Origin of the sequence: Aeromonas sp. FDAARGOS 1403 (assembly GCF_019047325.1) — a bacterium.
Lineage (GTDB): Bacteria > Pseudomonadota > Gammaproteobacteria > Enterobacterales > Aeromonadaceae > Aeromonas > Aeromonas dhakensis.
Genome location: NZ_CP077249.1, coordinates 653,984 through 671,591, shown reverse-complemented (window position 1 = coordinate 671,591; position 17,608 = coordinate 653,984). Strand labels below are relative to the sequence as shown.

At 62.1% G+C, this 17,608-nt stretch carries 17 protein-coding genes and 1 tRNA gene; 12 read left to right on the top strand and 6 right to left on the bottom strand.

Annotation, left to right across the window (positions count from 1 at the left end; translation table 11 throughout):
* Positions 1-109 precede the first annotated feature (109 nt).
* The 6 genes from I6L33_RS03290 (at position 110) to I6L33_RS03265 (ending at position 5,155) form a co-directional block, all read left to right on the top strand.
* Complete coding sequence (locus I6L33_RS03290; RefSeq protein WP_017764857.1) at positions 110-1,195, top strand: polyamine ABC transporter substrate-binding protein; 1,086 nt, start codon at positions 110-112, stop codon at positions 1,193-1,195.
* 75 nt (positions 1,196-1,270) lie between these two features.
* Positions 1,271-2,425 (top strand): polyamine ABC transporter ATP-binding protein, encoded by a 1,155-nt coding sequence (potA, locus tag I6L33_RS03285; RefSeq protein WP_216973536.1) that lies wholly within the window; start codon positions 1,271-1,273, stop codon positions 2,423-2,425.
* A complete protein-coding gene (locus tag I6L33_RS03280) occupies positions 2,422-3,327 on the top strand; it encodes an ABC transporter permease subunit (RefSeq protein WP_010635771.1) in 906 nt (301 codons plus the stop codon). Before potA ends, I6L33_RS03280 begins: the two co-directional genes overlap by 4 nt.
* Positions 3,327-4,169, top strand: coding sequence for an ABC transporter permease subunit (locus I6L33_RS03275; protein WP_005306605.1), 843 nt, complete (start codon positions 3,327-3,329; stop codon positions 4,167-4,169). Before I6L33_RS03280 ends, I6L33_RS03275 begins: the two co-directional genes overlap by 1 nt.
* Positions 4,170-4,218: 49 nt before the next feature.
* A complete protein-coding gene (locus I6L33_RS03270; RefSeq protein ID WP_043170586.1) occupies positions 4,219-4,923 on the top strand; it encodes an MOSC domain-containing protein in 705 nt (234 codons plus the stop codon).
* 155 nt (positions 4,924-5,078) lie between these two features.
* Positions 5,079-5,155: transfer RNA gene (locus I6L33_RS03265), tRNA-Pro, on the top strand.
* Positions 5,156-5,564: 409 nt separating this feature from the next.
* Here I6L33_RS03265 and I6L33_RS03260 read toward each other — a convergent pair.
* Entirely contained in the window at positions 5,565-6,092 is a 528-nt protein-coding gene (locus I6L33_RS03260) for a hypothetical protein (RefSeq protein ID WP_005306599.1), read from the bottom strand.
* Positions 6,093-6,216: 124 nt separating this feature from the next.
* Complete coding sequence (locus I6L33_RS03255; protein WP_029306122.1) at positions 6,217-6,681, bottom strand: thioesterase family protein; 465 nt, start codon at positions 6,679-6,681, stop codon at positions 6,217-6,219.
* 133 nt (positions 6,682-6,814) lie between these two features.
* Here I6L33_RS03255 and recQ point away from each other — a divergent pair, with 133 nt between their 5' ends.
* Together recQ and I6L33_RS03245 are read left to right on the top strand one after the other, a co-directional pair.
* Positions 6,815-8,650, top strand: coding sequence for an ATP-dependent DNA helicase RecQ (gene recQ, locus I6L33_RS03250; protein ID WP_095591632.1), 1,836 nt, complete (start codon positions 6,815-6,817; stop codon positions 8,648-8,650).
* A 36-nt stretch (positions 8,651-8,686) separates the two neighbouring features.
* The gene (locus tag I6L33_RS03245; protein ID WP_080631854.1) at positions 8,687-8,797 is read left to right on the top strand and encodes an HRDC domain-containing protein; all 111 of its coding nucleotides are present in this window, start codon (positions 8,687-8,689) and stop codon (positions 8,795-8,797) included.
* A gap of 89 nt (positions 8,798-8,886) precedes the next feature.
* On the opposite strand, the gene I6L33_RS03240 is transcribed toward I6L33_RS03245, so the two are convergent.
* Positions 8,887-9,186, bottom strand: a complete 300-nt coding sequence (locus I6L33_RS03240; protein ID WP_005306588.1) for a c-type cytochrome — start codon at positions 9,184-9,186, stop codon at positions 8,887-8,889.
* Between the two features lie 103 nt (positions 9,187-9,289).
* Between I6L33_RS03240 and I6L33_RS03235 the strand changes: the two genes are divergently transcribed.
* The 3 genes from I6L33_RS03235 (at position 9,290) to I6L33_RS03225 (ending at position 11,822) form a co-directional block, all read left to right on the top strand.
* Complete coding sequence (locus I6L33_RS03235) at positions 9,290-10,717, top strand: YdiU family protein (RefSeq protein WP_216973535.1); 1,428 nt, start codon at positions 9,290-9,292, stop codon at positions 10,715-10,717.
* Between the two features lie 10 nt (positions 10,718-10,727).
* Positions 10,728-11,015, top strand: coding sequence for a DUF3630 family protein (locus tag I6L33_RS03230; protein WP_216973534.1), 288 nt, complete (start codon positions 10,728-10,730; stop codon positions 11,013-11,015).
* A gap of 132 nt (positions 11,016-11,147) precedes the next feature.
* A complete protein-coding gene (locus I6L33_RS03225) occupies positions 11,148-11,822 on the top strand; it encodes a 7-cyano-7-deazaguanine/7-aminomethyl-7-deazaguanine transporter (protein ID WP_010635778.1) in 675 nt (224 codons plus the stop codon).
* A 270-nt stretch (positions 11,823-12,092) separates the two neighbouring features.
* On the opposite strand, the gene rraA is transcribed toward I6L33_RS03225, so the two are convergent.
* On the bottom strand, positions 12,093-12,578 hold the full coding sequence (gene rraA, locus I6L33_RS03220; RefSeq protein WP_005306574.1) for a ribonuclease E activity regulator RraA: 486 nt from the start codon (positions 12,576-12,578) through the stop codon (positions 12,093-12,095).
* 146 nt (positions 12,579-12,724) lie between these two features.
* Between rraA and I6L33_RS03215 the strand changes: the two genes are divergently transcribed.
* A complete protein-coding gene (locus I6L33_RS03215) occupies positions 12,725-14,578 on the top strand; it encodes a methyl-accepting chemotaxis protein (RefSeq protein ID WP_206866061.1) in 1,854 nt (617 codons plus the stop codon).
* A gap of 57 nt (positions 14,579-14,635) precedes the next feature.
* Here I6L33_RS03215 and mgtE read toward each other — a convergent pair whose 3' ends face one another.
* Positions 14,636-16,060 (bottom strand): magnesium transporter, encoded by a 1,425-nt coding sequence (gene mgtE / locus I6L33_RS03210; protein WP_010635780.1) that lies wholly within the window; start codon positions 16,058-16,060, stop codon positions 14,636-14,638.
* A 132-nt stretch (positions 16,061-16,192) separates the two neighbouring features.
* A complete protein-coding gene (gene cysG / locus I6L33_RS03205; RefSeq protein WP_216973533.1) occupies positions 16,193-17,599 on the bottom strand; it encodes a siroheme synthase CysG in 1,407 nt (468 codons plus the stop codon).
* Between the last annotated feature and the right edge of the window lie 9 nt (positions 17,600-17,608).

The following is a 17,608-nucleotide window of genomic DNA, read 5'->3' as shown; positions in this document are numbered from 1 at the left end:
GTGCCCCTCCCGGTCCGCAGTTCGGCCGGGAGGGTGGTGACCCACCCGACAGGTTGGACGGCGCGTATGGATGCGCACTGGCAAATCACACATAAAGAGGACTGAGTAAGTGCACATGACCAAGATAGCTACGCTGGCCCTGACCCTGGGGTTTGCAAATCTGACCCAGGCAGCCCCTGTGGTTCATTTTTACAACTGGTCCGACTATATCGGCGAGACCACCCTCAGTGACTTCCAGCAAAAGACCGGGATCAAGACCGTCTATGACGTGTTTGACTCCAACGAGACGCTGGAAGGCAAGCTGCTGACCGGCCGTACCGGTTACGATCTGGTCGTGCCCTCCAACAATTTCCTGGCCAAGCAGATCAAGGCGGGGGCCTTCCAGAAGCTGGATCCCGCCCTGCTGCCCAATCTGGCCAACCTGGATCCCGTGCTGCTCAAGCAGCTCGACAAGGTGGATCCGGGCCATCAATACGCCGTGCCCTATCTGTGGGGCACCAACGGCATCGGTTACAACGTCGAGAAGGTCAAGGCGGTGCTGGGGGTCGACAAGATCGACTCCTGGGCGACCATCTTCGAGCCGGAAAACATGAAGAAGCTCTCCCACTGCGGGGTGGCCTTCCTCGATTCGGCGGACGAGATGATCCCGGCGGCGCTCAACTATCTGGGGCTCGACCCCAACAGCCATGAGCCGGCAGACCTCAAGCGTGCCGAAGAGCAGTTGCTCAAGGTGCGCCCCTACGTGGCCTACTTCCACTCCTCCAAGTACATCGGCGATCTCGCCAATGGCAACATCTGCGTGGCGGCCGGCTTCTCTGGCGACATCCTGCAGGCGGCGGCGAGGGCCGAGGAGGCGGGCAAGGGGATCAAGATCGCCTACAGCATTCCGAAGGAGGGGGGCAACCTCTGGTTCGACATGATGGCGATCCCGGCCGATGCCACCAACGTGAAAGAGGCGCACGCCCTCATCAACTACATTCTCGAGCCTGACGTCATTGCCAAGGTGAGCGACTACGTGGGGTATGCCAACCCCAACAGCAGGGCGGGAGAGTTCATGGAGAAACGCGTGCGCGAAGACGAATCCGTCTATCCACCCCAGGCGGTGCTGGAACGGCTCTATGTGCAGCAGGCACATCCCCGTGCGGTGCAGCGCCTGATCACCCGGAGTTGGACCAGGATCAAGTCCGGAACCTAACCTTGGCGCCCGTCCCGGGGCGCCAGACTGTTTTATGGATCGGCCCCGGCCGGTATTACCTTTGGGAGTTTGGTAATGGCGATAGCCTCCAGTGCCTACAAGAAAGCCCTCGAGGGCAGCCAGCAACGCAAAGAAGTGCTGGTCAAGATAGACAGGGTAAGCAAGCAGTTCGATGAAACGCTGGCGGTCGACAACGTGTCCCTCAACATCCACAAGGGTGAGATCTTCGCCCTGTTGGGCGGGTCCGGCTCCGGCAAGTCGACCCTGCTGCGGATGCTGGCGGGGTTCGAGCGCCCCACCGAGGGACGGCTGTTCCTCGATGGCGTCGACATCACCGACATGCCGCCCTATGAGCGTCCCATCAACATGATGTTTCAGTCCTACGCCCTGTTCCCCCACATGACGGTGGCCCAGAACATCGCGTTTGGTCTCAAGCACGACAACCTGCCCAAGGCGGAGATCGACGCCAGGGTGGAGGAGATGCTCAAGCTGGTGCAGATGACCCAGTATGCCCGCCGCAAGCCCCATCAGCTCTCCGGTGGCCAGCGTCAGCGGGTGGCGCTGGCGCGCTCGCTGGCCAAGCGGCCCAAGCTGCTGTTGCTGGATGAGCCCATGGGGGCGCTCGACAAGAAGCTGCGTTCCCAGATGCAGCTGGAGCTGGTCGAGATCATCGAACGGGTCGGGGTTACCTGCGTCATGGTGACCCACGACCAGGAAGAGGCCATGACCATGGCCGAGCGGATCGCCATCATGCACCTGGGCTGCATCGAGCAGATCGGCAGCCCGATGGACATCTACGAAACCCCGGCCAGCCGGCTGGTGTGCGAGTTCATCGGCAACGTCAACCTGTTTGACGGCCTGCTGGTGGAGGACGAACAGGACCACGCCACCATCGCCTGCGCCGATCTGGAGCAGCCCATCTACGTGGGCCACGGCATCAGCTCCCGCGCCGAGAACAAGAAGGTGACCTACGCCCTGCGGCCGGAAAAGCTGCTGATGAGCCTGCAAAAGCCGGTGGAGATCGAGCATCCGGACTTCAACTGGACCAAGGGCGAGGTCTACGACATCGCCTATCTGGGCGGTCACTCGGTTTACTACATCCAGTTGCCCTCGGGCAAAATCGTTCAGGCTTTCATCGCCAACGCCGAACGCCACGGCAAGCGGCCGACCTGGGATGACCAGGTGTTCCTCTACTGGGAAGATGACAGCGGCGTGGTGCTGCAATCATGATGGCATTGAAACGACTGAAGTCGTTGGGGGGGCGGCAGCTGGTGATCGGCATCCCGTTCTTCTGGCTGTTCCTGTTCTTCCTGCTGCCCTTCATCATCGTCGTGAAGATCAGCTTCGCCGAAGCGGACGTGGCAATCCCGCCCTACACCGACGTGGTGAGCTGGGCGGACAATCAGCTCACCATACTGCTCAACATGGGCAACTACCTGCTGCTGCGGGAGGATGAGCTCTACATCGCGGCCTATCTCGGCTCCCTCAAGATGGCCCTGGTCAGCACCATTCTCTGCTTGCTGATCGGTTATCCCATGGCCTACTCCATTGCGCGGGCCAACAAGGAGACCCAGACCGTACTGCTGCTGCTCATCATGATGCCGACCTGGACCGCGATCCTGATCCGGGTCTACGCCTGGATGGGCATTCTCAGCAACAACGGCCTGCTCAACAGCCTGCTGATGGGCATCGGCCTCATCGATGAGCCGCTGCAGATCCTCAATACCAACCTGGCGGTCTACATCGGCATCGTTTACTCCTACCTGCCGTTCATGGTGCTGCCGCTTTACGCCAACCTGGTCAAGCATGACCAGAGCCTGCTGGAGGCGGCCTCCGACCTCGGCGCCCGCAACCTGACCCGGTTCTGGCGGATCACGGTACCGCTCTCCAAGAACGGCATCATCGCCGGCTGCATGCTGGTGTTCATTCCGGTGGTGGGTGAGTTCGTGATTCCGGAGCTGCTGGGCGGCCCCGAGACCCTGATGATAGGTAAGGTGCTGTGGCAGGAGTTCTTCAACAACCGCGACTGGCCGGTGGCCTCCGCGCTGGCAGTGGTGATGCTGGCGGTGTTGATCATCCCCATCATCTTGTTCAACCGTAACCAGGCCAAAGAGCTGGAGGGCAAGGCATGATGAGACGTTTCGGTTTTGCCAAGCTGATGCTGTGGCTGGGGCTGCTGTTCATCTACCTGCCCATGATCATCATGGTGATCTACTCCTTCAACGCCTCCAAGCTGGTGACGGTATGGGGGGGCTGGTCGCTCAAGTGGTACTTCGGCCTGCTCGACAACAAGCAGTTGATCAGCTCCGTGTTGCGCTCGCTGGAGATCGCTTTCTACACCGCCATCTCGGCGGTGGCGCTGGGGACGGTGGCGGCCTTCGTGCTGACCCGGATCCCGCACTTCCGCGGTCGGACCCTGTTCGGCGGCATGGTGACGGCGCCGCTGGTGATGCCCGAGGTGATCACCGGTCTCTCCTTGCTGCTGCTGTTCGTGGCCATGGCCCAGCTGGTGGGCTGGCCTGCCGAGCGGGGCATGGTGACCATCTGGATAGCCCACACCACCTTCTGTACCGCCTATGTGGCGATCGTGGTGTCGGCGCGGCTGCGGGAGCTGGATCTCTCCATCGAGGAGGCGGCCATGGATCTGGGGGCCAAACCCTGGAAGGTGTTCTTCCTGATCACCATCCCGATGATCGCCCCTTCGCTGGCGGCGGGCGGCATGATGTCGTTTGCCCTGTCGCTGGATGACCTGGTGCTGGCGAGCTTCGTCTCTGGCCCTGGCTCGACCACGCTGCCGATGGAGGTCTTCTCGGCGGTGCGGCTCGGGGTGAAACCCGAGATCAACGCGGTGGCCAGCCTGATCCTGCTGTCGGTATCGCTGTTCACCTTCGGCAGCTGGTATCTGATGGCCAAGGCTGAGAAACGCCGCCGTGCCGAGATCGCCATGACCACCCAGATGCAGGCAGTCGCCTGACCCCTCACATGATAAGATCCGCATTCTCTCGTCAATCCGGAGGATGAGAATGCGGATCTCCATCTTTAGCGGCCAGGGTGCCGAACTGGTTCCCGGTCTTGTCAGTGCCATCCACAAACAAGCCACCACCATACCGCTCTGGTGCGGCGTCAGCGGTCTCGCGGGCGACGAACAGTGCGACCAGCGTCACCATGGCGGCCCGGATCGGGCGCTGCACTACTATCCCGCCGATCACTACCCCTGGTGGCACAACTGGCAGACGGCGCTGGGCCTAGCGGCCCCGCGTACCCCCTGGCAGCCAGCCGCCTTCGGCGAGAACCTCTCCGGGGTCGGGTTGACCGAGGCGCAGGCCTGCATCGGCGATGTCTATCGACTCGGCGAGGCGCTGATCCAGATAAGCCAGCCCAGATCCCCCTGTTTCAAGCTCAATCAGCGTTTCGGTTATGGCCAGATGTCGCAGGTGATGCAGCTCAGTGGCCGCTGCGGCTGGTTGTTGCGGGTGCTGGAGGAGGGGATGGTGATGCCGCAGGAGCGACTGGAGCTGGTGGACAGACCCTACCCTGAGCTCACGGTGAAGCGTACTGCCGATATCCTGTTCAATCAGCTACGCAACGAGGCGGACCTGCTGTTGCTGCTGGAAAATCCGGCCCTCTCGCCCAACTGGCGCAAGCATGCGGCGGACTGGCTGGAGCACGGCACGATTGCGGATTGGCAACGCCGGTTGCTGGGGCCTGAGTCGCTTCGTCTGCCCTAAGACTGGGTTAGCGAAATGTCACCGTCCGGCTGCATTTCGGTAAAACGGAGGGGGGAGTGCTGAATAGTTGAGCGAACAGCACTTTTTTTCCTTTTTAATGCAAAAAAGGCTTGTGTCGGGTCGGGGCTTTAGGTAAATTCCCGTCCCGCAGACATCGGTGTGTAGCGCAGCTTGGTAGCGCACTTCGTTCGGGACGAAGGGGTCGGAGGTTCGAATCCTCTCACACCGACCACATTAGAAAAGGCCGCTCAATAGAGCGGCCTTTTCGCATTTGGCTTTCGCCTCAACAGAGGCTGGCTCCAGCGCTGGCAGTCGTACAATGCTTTCCTGCTTTCCTGCTTTCCTGCTTTCCTGCTTTCCTGCTTTCCTGCTTTCCTGCTTTCCTGCTTTCCTGCTTTCCTGCTTTCCTGCTTTCCTGCTTTCCTGCTTTCCTGCTTTCCTGCTTTCCTGCCTCGCTGCCTCGCTGCCTCGCTGCCTCGCTGTCTCGTTTGTTGGGTTGTTCTGTGCAAGACAACCTGACAATAAAAGGGCCACCGCTCGGTGGCCCAGGGTGGAGTCTGATCCTGACTCCGGCACTCTAGATTGTGGCAATCTCTCGTTGGGTTCTGTCTATGGTGCCCTCCTTGCGCGCCAGGCGCCTGTTAGATATGCCAGTGCTGATGCCGCAATGCCTTGAAGCTGTGTTGAGGTTGCAAGGCCGCGTGCTTGGGGTACTCACTAATGAAATGTTCTATTCCCTCCATCAGTTGTTCGCGTAATGAAGACACGGGCTCATGCCAGGCTTGCAGGCACAGATGGCCAGGGATCAGCTGCTCCTGATAATCTTCCAGCAGCTGTTCTGGCCAGGGCTCAATACCGGAATTGCGTTGCAGCAAATAGTGGGCGGCGGGTTCACGGGCATAGATGAACTGAATCTGGGCCAGATCGCGTTGGCTTAGCGTTTGACTGTTGATGTGACAGGTCAGGTATTTTCCCGTCTTCAGATCCAAGAAGTGACCGCGTTGCCGACAGGCTATGATGCGATACCAGGGCAGGGGCGAACAGAGAGAGTATCCCTCAAGCTCCTGTTCCAGCCAGTGGCGACACTCGGGTGTCTGCACCTCGTCGAGCATGGACTCGAGCTGCCTCAACAAGGCTCTGGATGGTTTGGTGGCCAGTTTCGCACTCATCGCCTGCAATCCTCCCTCTGCACACAATCCCGACTTTCAGTATGAACCCCGTGGCGGCAGAGGGGGTAAGGTTTCTAATGATTAAAATCAGATTAGCAGCGCTGTTTTTATGCAATGAGCGGGTTCAGCCCACCAGATAGGTGCCGGTACCGAAGGCGATATGGGTGCCCTCTTCGTTGTGCAGCTCCATGCGGGCAACGGCGACCTTGCTGCCGGCCCGGATGATGTGGGCGGTGGCGATGAACTCGTTGCCGCGCCCCGGCCGCAGGTAGTCGACCCGGAGATCGATGGTGCCGAGGCGGGAGAAGCGCTCCTTGAGATAGCTGGGGGAGAAGTCTTCCAGCTCGTCGATGCAGGAGGCGGCGACTATCATGCCGCCGGCCACGTCGAGCAGGCTGGCGGTGACGCCGCCGTGCAGGATGTTGTGGAAGGGGTTGCCGATCAGCTTCTCCTCCATCTTGATACGCAGCTCCACCTTGTCGAAGTCGTAGTGGGTGACCTGCATGCCGATCAGCTTGTTGAAGGGCATCCTCTCGGCGAACAGGTTGGCAATGCCACTGAGCGCCATCTTCTTGAGCATCTGTTTCATTCCTTGAGTCCAATCCCTGTCGGCATAGCCGAGTAAAAACTCCAGCCAGTCTGCAACACTTCCTTAACAGTCGCAATGGCAGGTTTATTGTGGGCGGCGGCTGCTTTAGAATGGCGACCCCAAAGGAGAGCCCATGACCGTCATTGCCGAAACCCTGCCTGACCCTCAGCCAGAGAACCCTCTTGCCCTGTTGCAGGCGGTGTTCGGCTATCAGCAGTTTCGGCCGGGCCAGCTCGAGATCATCGAGCAGATAGTGGCGGGGCGCGATGCGCTGGTGCTCAAACCCACCGGCGGCGGCAAGTCGCTCTGCTACCAGATCCCGGCGCTGCTGCGGCCCGGGCTCGGGGTGGTGGTCTCCCCCCTCATTTCGCTGATGAAGGATCAGGTGGACAGCCTGCGCGCCAACGGCGTGGCGGCGGTCTACATCAACTCGGCCCTGAGCCGGGAGGAGATGATCCAGAACTTTGCCGCCATGCGGCGCGGCGAGATAAAAATCGTCTACGTCTCTCCCGAACGCCTGCTGCAGCACGAATTCATGGACCGGCTGGCGGAGCTGCCGCTCGGCCTGTTCGCCATCGACGAGGCGCACTGCGTCTCCCAGTGGGGACACGATTTTCGGCCGGAATATGCGGCGCTCGGGCGGCTCAAGCAGTGGTTCCCCCAGGTGCCCGTGGTGGCACTCACCGCCACCGCCGACGAGGCGACCCGCAGCGACATGCTGCACCGGTTGGAACTGAACGATCCCTTTATCCACACAGCCAGCTTCGACCGACCCAATATCCGCTACAGCCTGGTGGAGAAGTTCAAGGCGGCCGAGCAGCTGTTGCGCTATGTGCAGAGCCAGAAGGGCAACTGCGGCATCGTCTACTGCTCCAGCCGCAACCGGGTGGAGGAGGTAGCCGAGCGGCTCTCCCGTCACGGCTGCAAGGCTGCTCCCTATCATGCCGGCCTGCCCCTCGAGCTGCGCCAGCAGACCCAGGAGGCCTTCCTCAAGGATGACATCGAGATAGTGGTGGCGACGGTGGCGTTTGGCATGGGCATCGACAAGCCCAACGTGCGCTTCGTGGTGCACTACGACATCCCGAAGAACATCGAGTCCTACTATCAGGAGACCGGTCGGGCTGGGCGCGACGGCACCCCGGCCGAGGCGCTGTTGCTCTACGATCCCGCCGACATCGGGCGGGTGCGCCGGCTGCTCGACAACATCGAGAATCCCCAGCAACTGCAGGTGGAGCAGTACAAGCTCAACGTGATGGCGGCCTTCGCCGAGGCGCAGACCTGCCGCCGTCAGGTGCTGCTCAACTACTTCGGCGAATACAACGACAAGCCGTGCGGCAACTGCGATATCTGCCTCGATCCGCCCCAGAGCTATGACGGCACCGAAGATGCCCAGAAGGCGCTCTCCTGCGTCTGGCGGGTGGGTCAGAACTTTGGGGTGGGCTATGTGGTGGAGGTACTGCGCGGCTCGCTCAATCAGCGCATCAAGGATCACGGCCACGACAAGCTCTCGACCTACGGCATCGGCAAGGATCAGAGCCATGAGTACTGGATGAGCGTCATCCGACAACTGATCCACAAGGGGCTGCTGACCCAGAACATCACCCGCAACCTGGTGCTGCAGCTGACCGAGGCGGCCCGCCCCGTGCTGCGCGGCGAGGTGAAGCTGGAACTGGCGGTGCCCCGCCTGCAGCCCATCTCCAGTCGCAAGGAGAAGCGCAACGGCCTGCTCGACAACGCCAACTACGACAAGCGGCTGTTCAAGGAGCTGCGCGCCTTGCGCAAGCAGATCGCCGAGGATGAAGAGGTGCCGCCCTACGTGGTGTTCAACGACGCCACCCTGGTGGAGATGGCGCAGCTCATGCCGATGACGGAAGACGAGATGCTGGCGATCAACGGTGTCGGTCACCGCAAGCTGGAGCGCTTCGGCGAAGCCTTTATGGACCTGATCATCGACTACTGCCGTCGGTAGGATCGACCCTGGTGGAGATGGGGTCAGCGGCGATTCATGCCGATGACGGAAGACGAGATGCTGGCGATCAACGGTGTCGGTCACCGCAAGCTGGAGCGTTTCGGGGAAGCCTTTATGGACTTGATCATCGACTACTGCCGCCGGTAGGGGAGATTCGCAAGGCGTCATCGGCCGCGGCAGACTCAGGCCCGTGCGGCACATCAGGGGAGTGGCGCCCGTTGGCCGGACGCCGTGAATTATTTCAAGCTGGCGTAATAGGCTGCCAGGTTCTCCATGTCCGCCTCGGTGAGCGGCGCCATGAAGGGCACCATCAGGGGTTCCTTGCGGCTGCCATCCTTGAAAGCCTTCAGCTGTTTCACCAGATAGGCGGCGTTTTGCCCAGCCAGATGGGGATAGTTGGGGACAAGGGCCCTGCCTTCGGCCCCATGACAGGCGGCGCAGACGGCGGCCTTGGCCTTGCCTGCCTCGACATCGGCCGCCTGGGCCGGCCCCCACAACAACAGCAACAGGGGCAGGGCGCCCAACCATCTTTGCATCTTCTTCTCCTTGAAATGAAATAGCGCATCGCCCGTTAGCCACTGCTGGCCGACGGCGGTATAAAGAGTGACACGAGCATACGCAGGGACGAACCGCACCACCATGAAGCTGATCAACACTTTTGCCACCGAACTGCCCTGGGCCTGTGAGCCCGTCGCCCCCCAACCACTGCATGCCCCCGGCCTGCTGCACCTCAACCGTGCGCTGCTCGGCGAGCTGGGGCTGGGGGCGGTGAGCGAGGCCGACTGGCTGGCCTGCTGTGGTTATGGCCAGCCTTTGCCCGGCATGCAGCCGGTGGCCCAGGTCTATGCGGGCCATCAGTTCGGCGGCTACAGCCCGCGTCTCGGTGATGGCCGTGCCCTGTTGCTGGGGGAGCAGCTGGCACCGGATGGCAGCCGCTGGGACCTGCACTTGAAAGGGGCGGGCAAGACCCCCTTCTCCCGTTTCGGCGATGGCCGTGCCGTGCTGCGTTCCAGCATTCGCGAGTACCTGGCCTCCGAGGCGCTGCATGCCCTTGGCATCCCCACTACCAGGGCACTGGTGCTGGTGGGCAGTCAGGAGCCGGTTTACCGCGAACAGGTGGAGACGGGCGCGACCGTACTGCGCACCGCCTCGAGTCATCTGCGCTTCGGTCATGTCGAGTATTTCGCCTGGAGTGGGCAGGGGGAGAAGATCCCGGCCCTCATCGACTATGCGCTGCGTCATCATTTCCAGGAGCTTGCGAACGGGACCGAGCTGTTTGCCGAAGTGGTGCGCCGCACCGCGCGGCTCATCGCCAAGTGGCAGGCGGCAGGTTTCTGCCACGGGGTGATGAACACCGACAACATGTCGCTGCTCGGGCTGACCCTGGATTACGGCCCCTATGGCTTCATCGATGCCTATGTGCCGGACTTTGTCTGCAATCACTCGGATCCGGGTGGTCGCTATGCGCTGGATCAGCAGCCGGCGGTCGGCTACTGGAACCTGCAGAAGTTGGCCCAGGCGCTGGCCGGTCACGTCGATGGCGACGCGCTGGCGTCGGCCCTGGCTCAGTACGAGCACCAGCTGATGCTGCACTATTCCGAGCTGATGCGCGCCAAGCTGGGGCTGGCGGTGTGGGAAGAGGAGGATCCGGCGCTGTTTCGCGAACTGTTCAGGCTGCTGGCGGCGCACAAGGTGGATTACCACCTGTTCCTGCGTCGGCTGGGGGCGCTGACCGTTCAGGGCGATTGGCCCGCCAGCCTGCTGGCCCTGCTGCCGGAGCCTGCCGCCTGGCAAGGGTGGCTTGAGGCCTATCGGGCACGCCTCGCCCGGGAGGGGAGCGAGGATGCTGTGCGCAAGGGGCTGATGGATGCTGTCAATCCCAAGTATGTGCTGCGCAACGCGCTGGCCCAGCGGGTGATCGAGGCTGCCGAGCGAGGAGACATGGCGCCGTTCGAGCGGCTGTTTGCGGCCCTGCAGCATCCCTATGATGAACAACCCGAATACGAGGATCTCGCTACTCCGCAACCAGCATGGTATTGCGGTGGCGAGCTCACTTGCAGCAGTTGAGGAGCAGCCGATGAACTGGCGGATCACGCAGATAGACAGGGAGGCCGGGGTGGTGACGCTGGAGCACCCCGCGCTCGACTGGGACAGCTTTCCAACCCTAGCCGATGCCCTGTTGCAGGAGTGGGAGCTGGTGGCGCTCGAGCGTGAGTGTGGCGCCGATCGTCACAGCTGGCTGCTGGAATTCGAGGGGAGCCGCTTTTGGCTCGAGTACGAACACTACAGCGGCTGCTGGCTGGCGGCGGAGCAGCCGGCCGATGCCGAGGTGTTGCTCTGGCTGGCCCGCCAGCATCAGGGCTGAGCAGGCGTCGCAGCCTCAACCCACCGCATAAAGATTGAACTATCAATTTGGGGGCGTATAATCTCGCCCCTCAATTATCGCCAATGGTGGCGGTATGGGTTCCCTAACCCCATTAACCAAAAAGGTCACAATATGAATCTGACCCCTGCTCAGCACCAGACGGCGCTGGTGCGCCTCTCGTTGTTCCACATCCTGATCATTGCCAGCAGCAACTATCTGGTGCAGCTGCCGATCACCATCTTCGGCTTCCATACCACCTGGGGCGCCTTCAGTTTCCCGTTCATCTTTCTGGCCACCGATCTGACGGTGCGGATCTTCGGTGCCGGCCTGGCGCGCAAGATTATCCAGACCGTGATGTTGCCGGCGCTGGCTATCTCCTATGCGCTGTCGGTGCTGTTCTTTGAGGGCAGCTTCCAGGGCGTTGGCAATCTGGCCGAGTTCAACCTGTTCGTGGCACGTATCGCCCTGGCCAGCTTTATGGCCTATCTGGTGGGCCAGTTCATGGACGTGGTGGTGTTCAACCGGCTGCGGCTGCTGAAAGCATGGTGGGTGGCACCGGCGGCCTCCACCCTGTTCGGCAATCTGGTGGATACCATCACCTTCTTCACCATCGCCTTCTGGCGCAGCACGGACCCCTTCATGGCCGAGCACTGGGTCGAGATCGCAACCGTGGACTACGTGTTCAAGCTGCTGATAAGCCTGGGATTGTTTGTTCCGCTCTACGGCGTGCTGCTGCGTTATCTCAGCCGCAAGCTGGTGGGCGAGGCCGGTTTGAGCGGCCTGCAAACGGCCACACGGCAAGCCTGACGACATTGACCACCCCTTGGGGTGGTCAATTTTTTTGCATTTATGGCAAATAAGGGTTGCTTAGTTAAATGAGAATGATTATTGTTACCTTGTTTTCCGGGAAAGACTTCATTCGTTCCAACGTGATGGACTTCTTGTGAAGGCACGACATTGCTCACATTGCTTCCAGTTAAGGGGCCAGTTTTTACTGGCCCTCTTTTTTTGTCCGCGTCCGGCAGCACGCGGGCATAAAAAATGGGAGCCTTGGCTCCCATTCTCACTCTGCTCTGCTTACTCGATGTCGAGCGCATCGGGGGAGAGGATCACCCCTGTGGTATCGGCGTAGAGGTGGTCGTCCGGCAGGAAGGTGACACCGCCGAAGTTGACCGGCAGATCGGTCTCGCCTACGTCCTTGCTGTCGGCTCCCACCGGAATGGCCGCCAGCGCCTGAATGCCGATATCCAGATCTTCCAGAATGTCGACCTCGCGCACACAGCCGTAGCAGACGATCCCTTCCCACTCGTTCTCCGCCGCCGTGGTGGCGATCTCGCTGTCGATCAGGGCACGGCGCATGGAGCCGCCGCCATCGATCAACAGTACCCGACCAACGCCGTTCTCTTTGACGAGTTCACGGATCAGGCCGTTCGATTCGAAGCATTTGACTGTGGTGATGACGCCGCCGAAGGAGGCGCGGCCGCCGAAGGAGCAGAGCATGGGTTCGAGCACATCCACCATGTCCTGATAGATGTCGCACAGTTCTGAAGTGTTGTATTCCATTGTGTCAAATCCACCGCTGGAAACAGGTGGGATCCAGTATAAGGAGTGGGACTGGCATTTCAATGAATATTCCTTGAACAACAACAGGGATAACGTTTTCTGCATAAGCTCAATGCATGCCACCCCATGTTTGTGAGAGGTTCATCGTGCTCATCCGTCATAAATTGATCCTGAATACCGCGCTGGTCGCCGTAGCCATGCTGGTATTGAGCAGCCTGTTTTTCTACTCCAACCAGGTGAGTCGCCATCTGACCGAGGCCCAGCGCAATGTGGACAGCCTCGAGATCGCCATGCTCAATCTGCGACGAGCGGAGAAAGACTTCCTGATCCGCAAGGATCCGACCTTCGTTGCCCGCTTCAATGAAGTGCTGGCTGACTTTCACCGGCTCAACCAGACCCTGAGCCAGGAGGACAACCTGAGTGCCGTGCAGGGCGAGCTGACCATGCTGGATCAGCAGATGGGGGCCTATGGCAAGGCCTTCAACGAGCTGGTGGTCCAGCAGCAGAAGATCGGGCTGGGGCCGGAGGATGGACTCTACGGTCGCCTGCGGACGGCGGTGCACGAGGTGGAGGAGGGGCTCAAGCAGCTGGATGAGCAGGGGCTGCTCATCACCATGCTGCAGCTGCGGCGGGCGGAGAAAGACTTCATGCTGCGCTCCGACATCCAGTATCTGGAGCGCTTCCAGACCCTGCACAAGGATTTCCAGCAGCGGCTGGCAACCTTGCCGGAGGCTGAACGCGGCAAGCTGGAGCAGGCCAGCGAGCAGTACAAGCAGGACTTCATCGCCCTGGTGCAGGGAATGCAGGTGCTGGGGCTGAATGAGGGGGAAGGGCTGCGCAGCCAGATGCGGGATCTGGTGCACCAGACCGAGCAAGGGTTCGCCGCGGTCGACAAGCACATCGCCGACGAGCTGGTACGGCAGACCTCGCGCCTCAACACCCTGATGCTGGTCTGTGGCGGCGTCATCATAGTGCTGATGGGCATCATGAGCATGCTGCTGGGCCGCAGCATCGATCGCCCCATCTCGCGGGTGAACGACACCGTCAACCGCATCCGGCAGGACAATGACCTGCGCCTCAAGATAGAGCTGCAGGGGGCGGACGAGATGGCGCAGCTGGCGAGCAACCTGGACGTCATGCTGGGAGGTTTTCGCCACCTCATTGGCGATGTGAAGCAGAGCGTGCACACTCTGACCGAGGCGGCGGATCACCTCTCAGGCAACGTCCGCCGCACCAGTGAGGGGGCGGCCCGCCAGCTGCAGGAGACCGACATGGTGGCGACCGCTTCCACCGAGATGGGCTCCACCATAGAGGAGATCGCCCGCAACACCGAGCAGGCCGCCAACAATGCCCAGACCACCAACAACAAGGCGATGGAGGGGCGCAGTGCGGTGGAGAACACCGTCAGCCAGATCCGCTCCCTGGCCGACAACCTGGAAAACTCCTCCCGCGAAGTGGCCCAGCTGCAGCAGGAGAGCGAGACCATCGGCTCTGTGCTGGACGTGATCCGCGGCATTGCCGAGCAGACCAACCTGCTGGCCCTCAACGCGGCCATTGAGGCGGCGCGGGCGGGAGATCAGGGCCGCGGCTTTGCGGTGGTGGCGGACGAGGTGCGCAGCCTCGCCATCCGCACCCAGAAGTCGACCCAGGAGATCGCCGGCATCATCAGCTCGCTGCAGAAGCAGACCGGCAACATAGTGGGCATGATGGCGACCTGCCGCGAGCAGGGCAACAGCAGCTCGGAGCAGGCCAGTATGGCGGGTGAGCTGCTGGAGCAGATCACCCAGGACGTCACCCACATCATGGACATGAGCACCCAGATTGCCGCCGCCATCGAGCAGCAGAGCCTGGTGGCCAACGAGGTGAACCGCAACGTCAACAACATCCGTGACATCGCCCAGGAGTCGAGCCTGATGGCGGAGGAGAACGCCAAATCGAGTCACGGCCTGACCGAGCAGGCCAAGTTGCTCAACCAGGCAGTGGCCAAATACCGGGTATAGCGGCCGCGCCGAATGAACAAGGGAGCCATGAAGGCTCCCTTTTTGTTGCAGACGGGATTAAAGCAGGAACAGGGTGGCCAGCCCCAGGAAGATGAAGAAGCCGCCGGTATCGGTGATGGCGGTGATCATCACGCTGGCGCCCACCGCCGGGTCGCGCCCCAGTCGGCTCATGGTCATGGGGATGATGACCCCCATCAGCGCCGCCACCAGCAGGTTGAGCATCATGGCCAGCGTCATCACGGCGCCCAGCGCCGCATCCTGATAGAGGATGTAGGTGGCCACCCCCATGGTGCCGCCCCACACCAGGCCGTTGATCAGGGCCACCCCCAGTTCGCGCCACAGCAGGAAGGAGACGTTGCCGGTCTGGATGTGCTGCAGCGCCAGCGCCCGCACTATCATGGTGATGGTCTGGTTGCCGGTGTTGCCGCCGATGCCGGCGACGATGGGCATCAGGGCCGCCAGCGCCACCAGCTGGGAGATGGTGTGCTCGAACAGGCCGATCACCCGCGATGCCACGAAGGCTGTGCAGAGGTTGATGGCGAGCCAGGCCCAGCGAGTCTTGACCGCCTTGGAGACGGGCGCGAACACGTCCTCCTCCTCGCTGATCCCCCCCATCCGGCGCAGGTCGGTATCGCTCTCCTCATAGACCAGATCCACCACCTCGGCGACGGTGAGCCGGCCCATCAGTTTGCCCCTGGCATCCACCACGGCGGCGGAGACCAGGTCGTCCCGCTCGAAGGTACGGGCGGCCGCCTCATCGTTGTCTTCCGGATCGAAGGTGACCGGATCCTTCTCCATCACGTCGCTCACCCGGGTCTCGGGTCTGTGCAGCAACACGGTCGTGAGCGGCAGTTCTCCCTGCAGCCGGTTGCGACGGTCGATGACGAACAACTTGTCGGTGTTATCGGGGATCTGGCCGCGCAGGCGCAGGTAGCGTTGCACGGTAGCCAGGGTCACATCCGGACGCACAGTCACCAGGTCGAAGTCCATCATGGCGCCAACCGTGTGCTTGCCGTAGCGGATCACCTCCCGCACCCGATCCCTGTCCATGGGAGCCATGGAGGTGAGCAGCCGCCCCATCAGGTTGCGGGGCAGGTACTGGCCCAGATAGATCTGATCGTCGATGTCGAGGGTGCTCAGGGCATGCAGCAGCTCCTTGTCGCTCATGCCGCTGATGAGGCTGTCCCACACCGTCTCCGAGGCCTCCACCAGGATCTGGCCGTGCTTGTCCGCGTCCACCTGCTGCCACAGTACGTGGCGTTCGTCCGGCGGCAGGGACTCCAGCGCATCGGCGATATCGGCGGCGGGCAGGCTGTTGACCAGTCGGGTGAGCTCGCTGGTCTGGTCCCGCAGTTCGGCGTCCTGCTCCCCTTGCGGGTCGAGCAGGCTGTCGGTGAGGGCGTCGTCGGCGAGCAGCAGGGTGAGGATGCGGGCTCTGTCCTGTTCACGCTGCTTGGCGTTGTTCTTGGCGGGGAGAGACATGAAACTGAATTCCTGAATTCGGTGGTCCGGCTGACACACCCCATAGGATACCAGACTCAAAACAAGAGGTTATGACAGTAAATGCAGGAAAAGAAACGCCACCCCAGGGTGGCGTTTGCATATGAGGTGACATCAGGCCGAAGCCAGCGCCCTCTCCGTGGCAGCCCCTTGCCCGAACCAGGCGAGGGAGTCAGCCAGTGTCACCACCGAGCCCACCATGATAAGGGCCGGGCTTTCGACGCCGATGGCGAGCGCGGGCAACTGGTCAAGGGTGCCGCAAATGACCCGCTGGCTCGGCTGGGTGCCGCGCTCGATCAGCGCCACCGGGGTGTCGCCCCCCTTGCCGTGGGCCAGCAGCTGCTCGCGGATTACCCCGCAGGATGAAAGCCCCATGTAGAACACCAGGGTCTGTTTGTCTTTGGCCAGCAGCGGCCAGTCGAGATCCTGGGCGCCCCCCTTGCCGTGGGCGGTGACGAAGCGCACGCTCTGGGCGTGATCGCGGTGGGTCAGCGGAATGCCGGCGTAGGCGGCGCAGCCGCTGGCCGCCGTGATCCCCGGCACCACCTGAAAGCCAATGCCAGTACCAACGAGCGTCTCCAGCTCCTCGCCGCCGCGGCCGAAGATGAAGGGATCGCCCCCCTTCAGCCGCACCACCCGCTGACCCTTCTTCGCCTCCTCCAGCAAGAGCTGGTTGATCCCCTCCTGGGGCACGCAGTGGTTGCCTGCCTGTTTGCCGACGAAGATGCGTTTGGCGTCGCGGCGCACCAGCGCCATCACCTCGTCGGAGACCAGCCGGTCATAGACCACCACATCCGCCTGCTGCATCTGGCGCAGGGCGTGCAGAGTGAGCAGGCCCGGATCGCCGGGGCCGGCACCGACCAGCACCACTTCGCCACCGGTCTGGCTTTCATCGGCAAACAGGGTGTCGGCCAGCTGGTGGGCAGAGGCGCTATCCCCCCGAGCCAGCGCTTGCCCGAGCCGATCCGCCCCGAGCAGTCGTTCCCAGAAGCGGCGCCGCTCCCCCATGGTGGCGAAGCGCGTCTTGACCCGATCCCGCAGGCTGCCGGCAAAGGCCGCCACGGCCCCCAGGTGCTGGGGCAGCAGGGCTTCGAGTTTCTCCCGCAGCAGCCGGGCCAGCACCGGGGCCTTGCCGCCGGAGGAGATGGCCACCATCAGCGGCGAGCGGTCGATGATCGACGGCATGATGAAGCTGGAGCGTTTCGGGTCATCCACCACGTTGGCAAAGATCCGCGCCTGATTGGCGCTCTGGTAGACCAGGGCGTTCACCTCGCGCCGATCGGTGGCGGCCACTACCAGCCACTTGCCCGCCAGTTGCTGCGGCGCGAATTCACCGGCCAGCCACTCGATGCTGCCGTTGGCAGCCAGTTCCGCCAGCTCGGGGTCGAGCTCGGGAGCCACGACTGTGAGCTGGGCACCGGCATCCAGCAGCAGGCGCGCCTTGCGCTGTGCTACCTCGCCGCCGCCGACCAGCAGCACGGGTTTGTTGTCGAGTCGGCAAAAGATGGGCAAGTAGTCCATGGGGCCTCC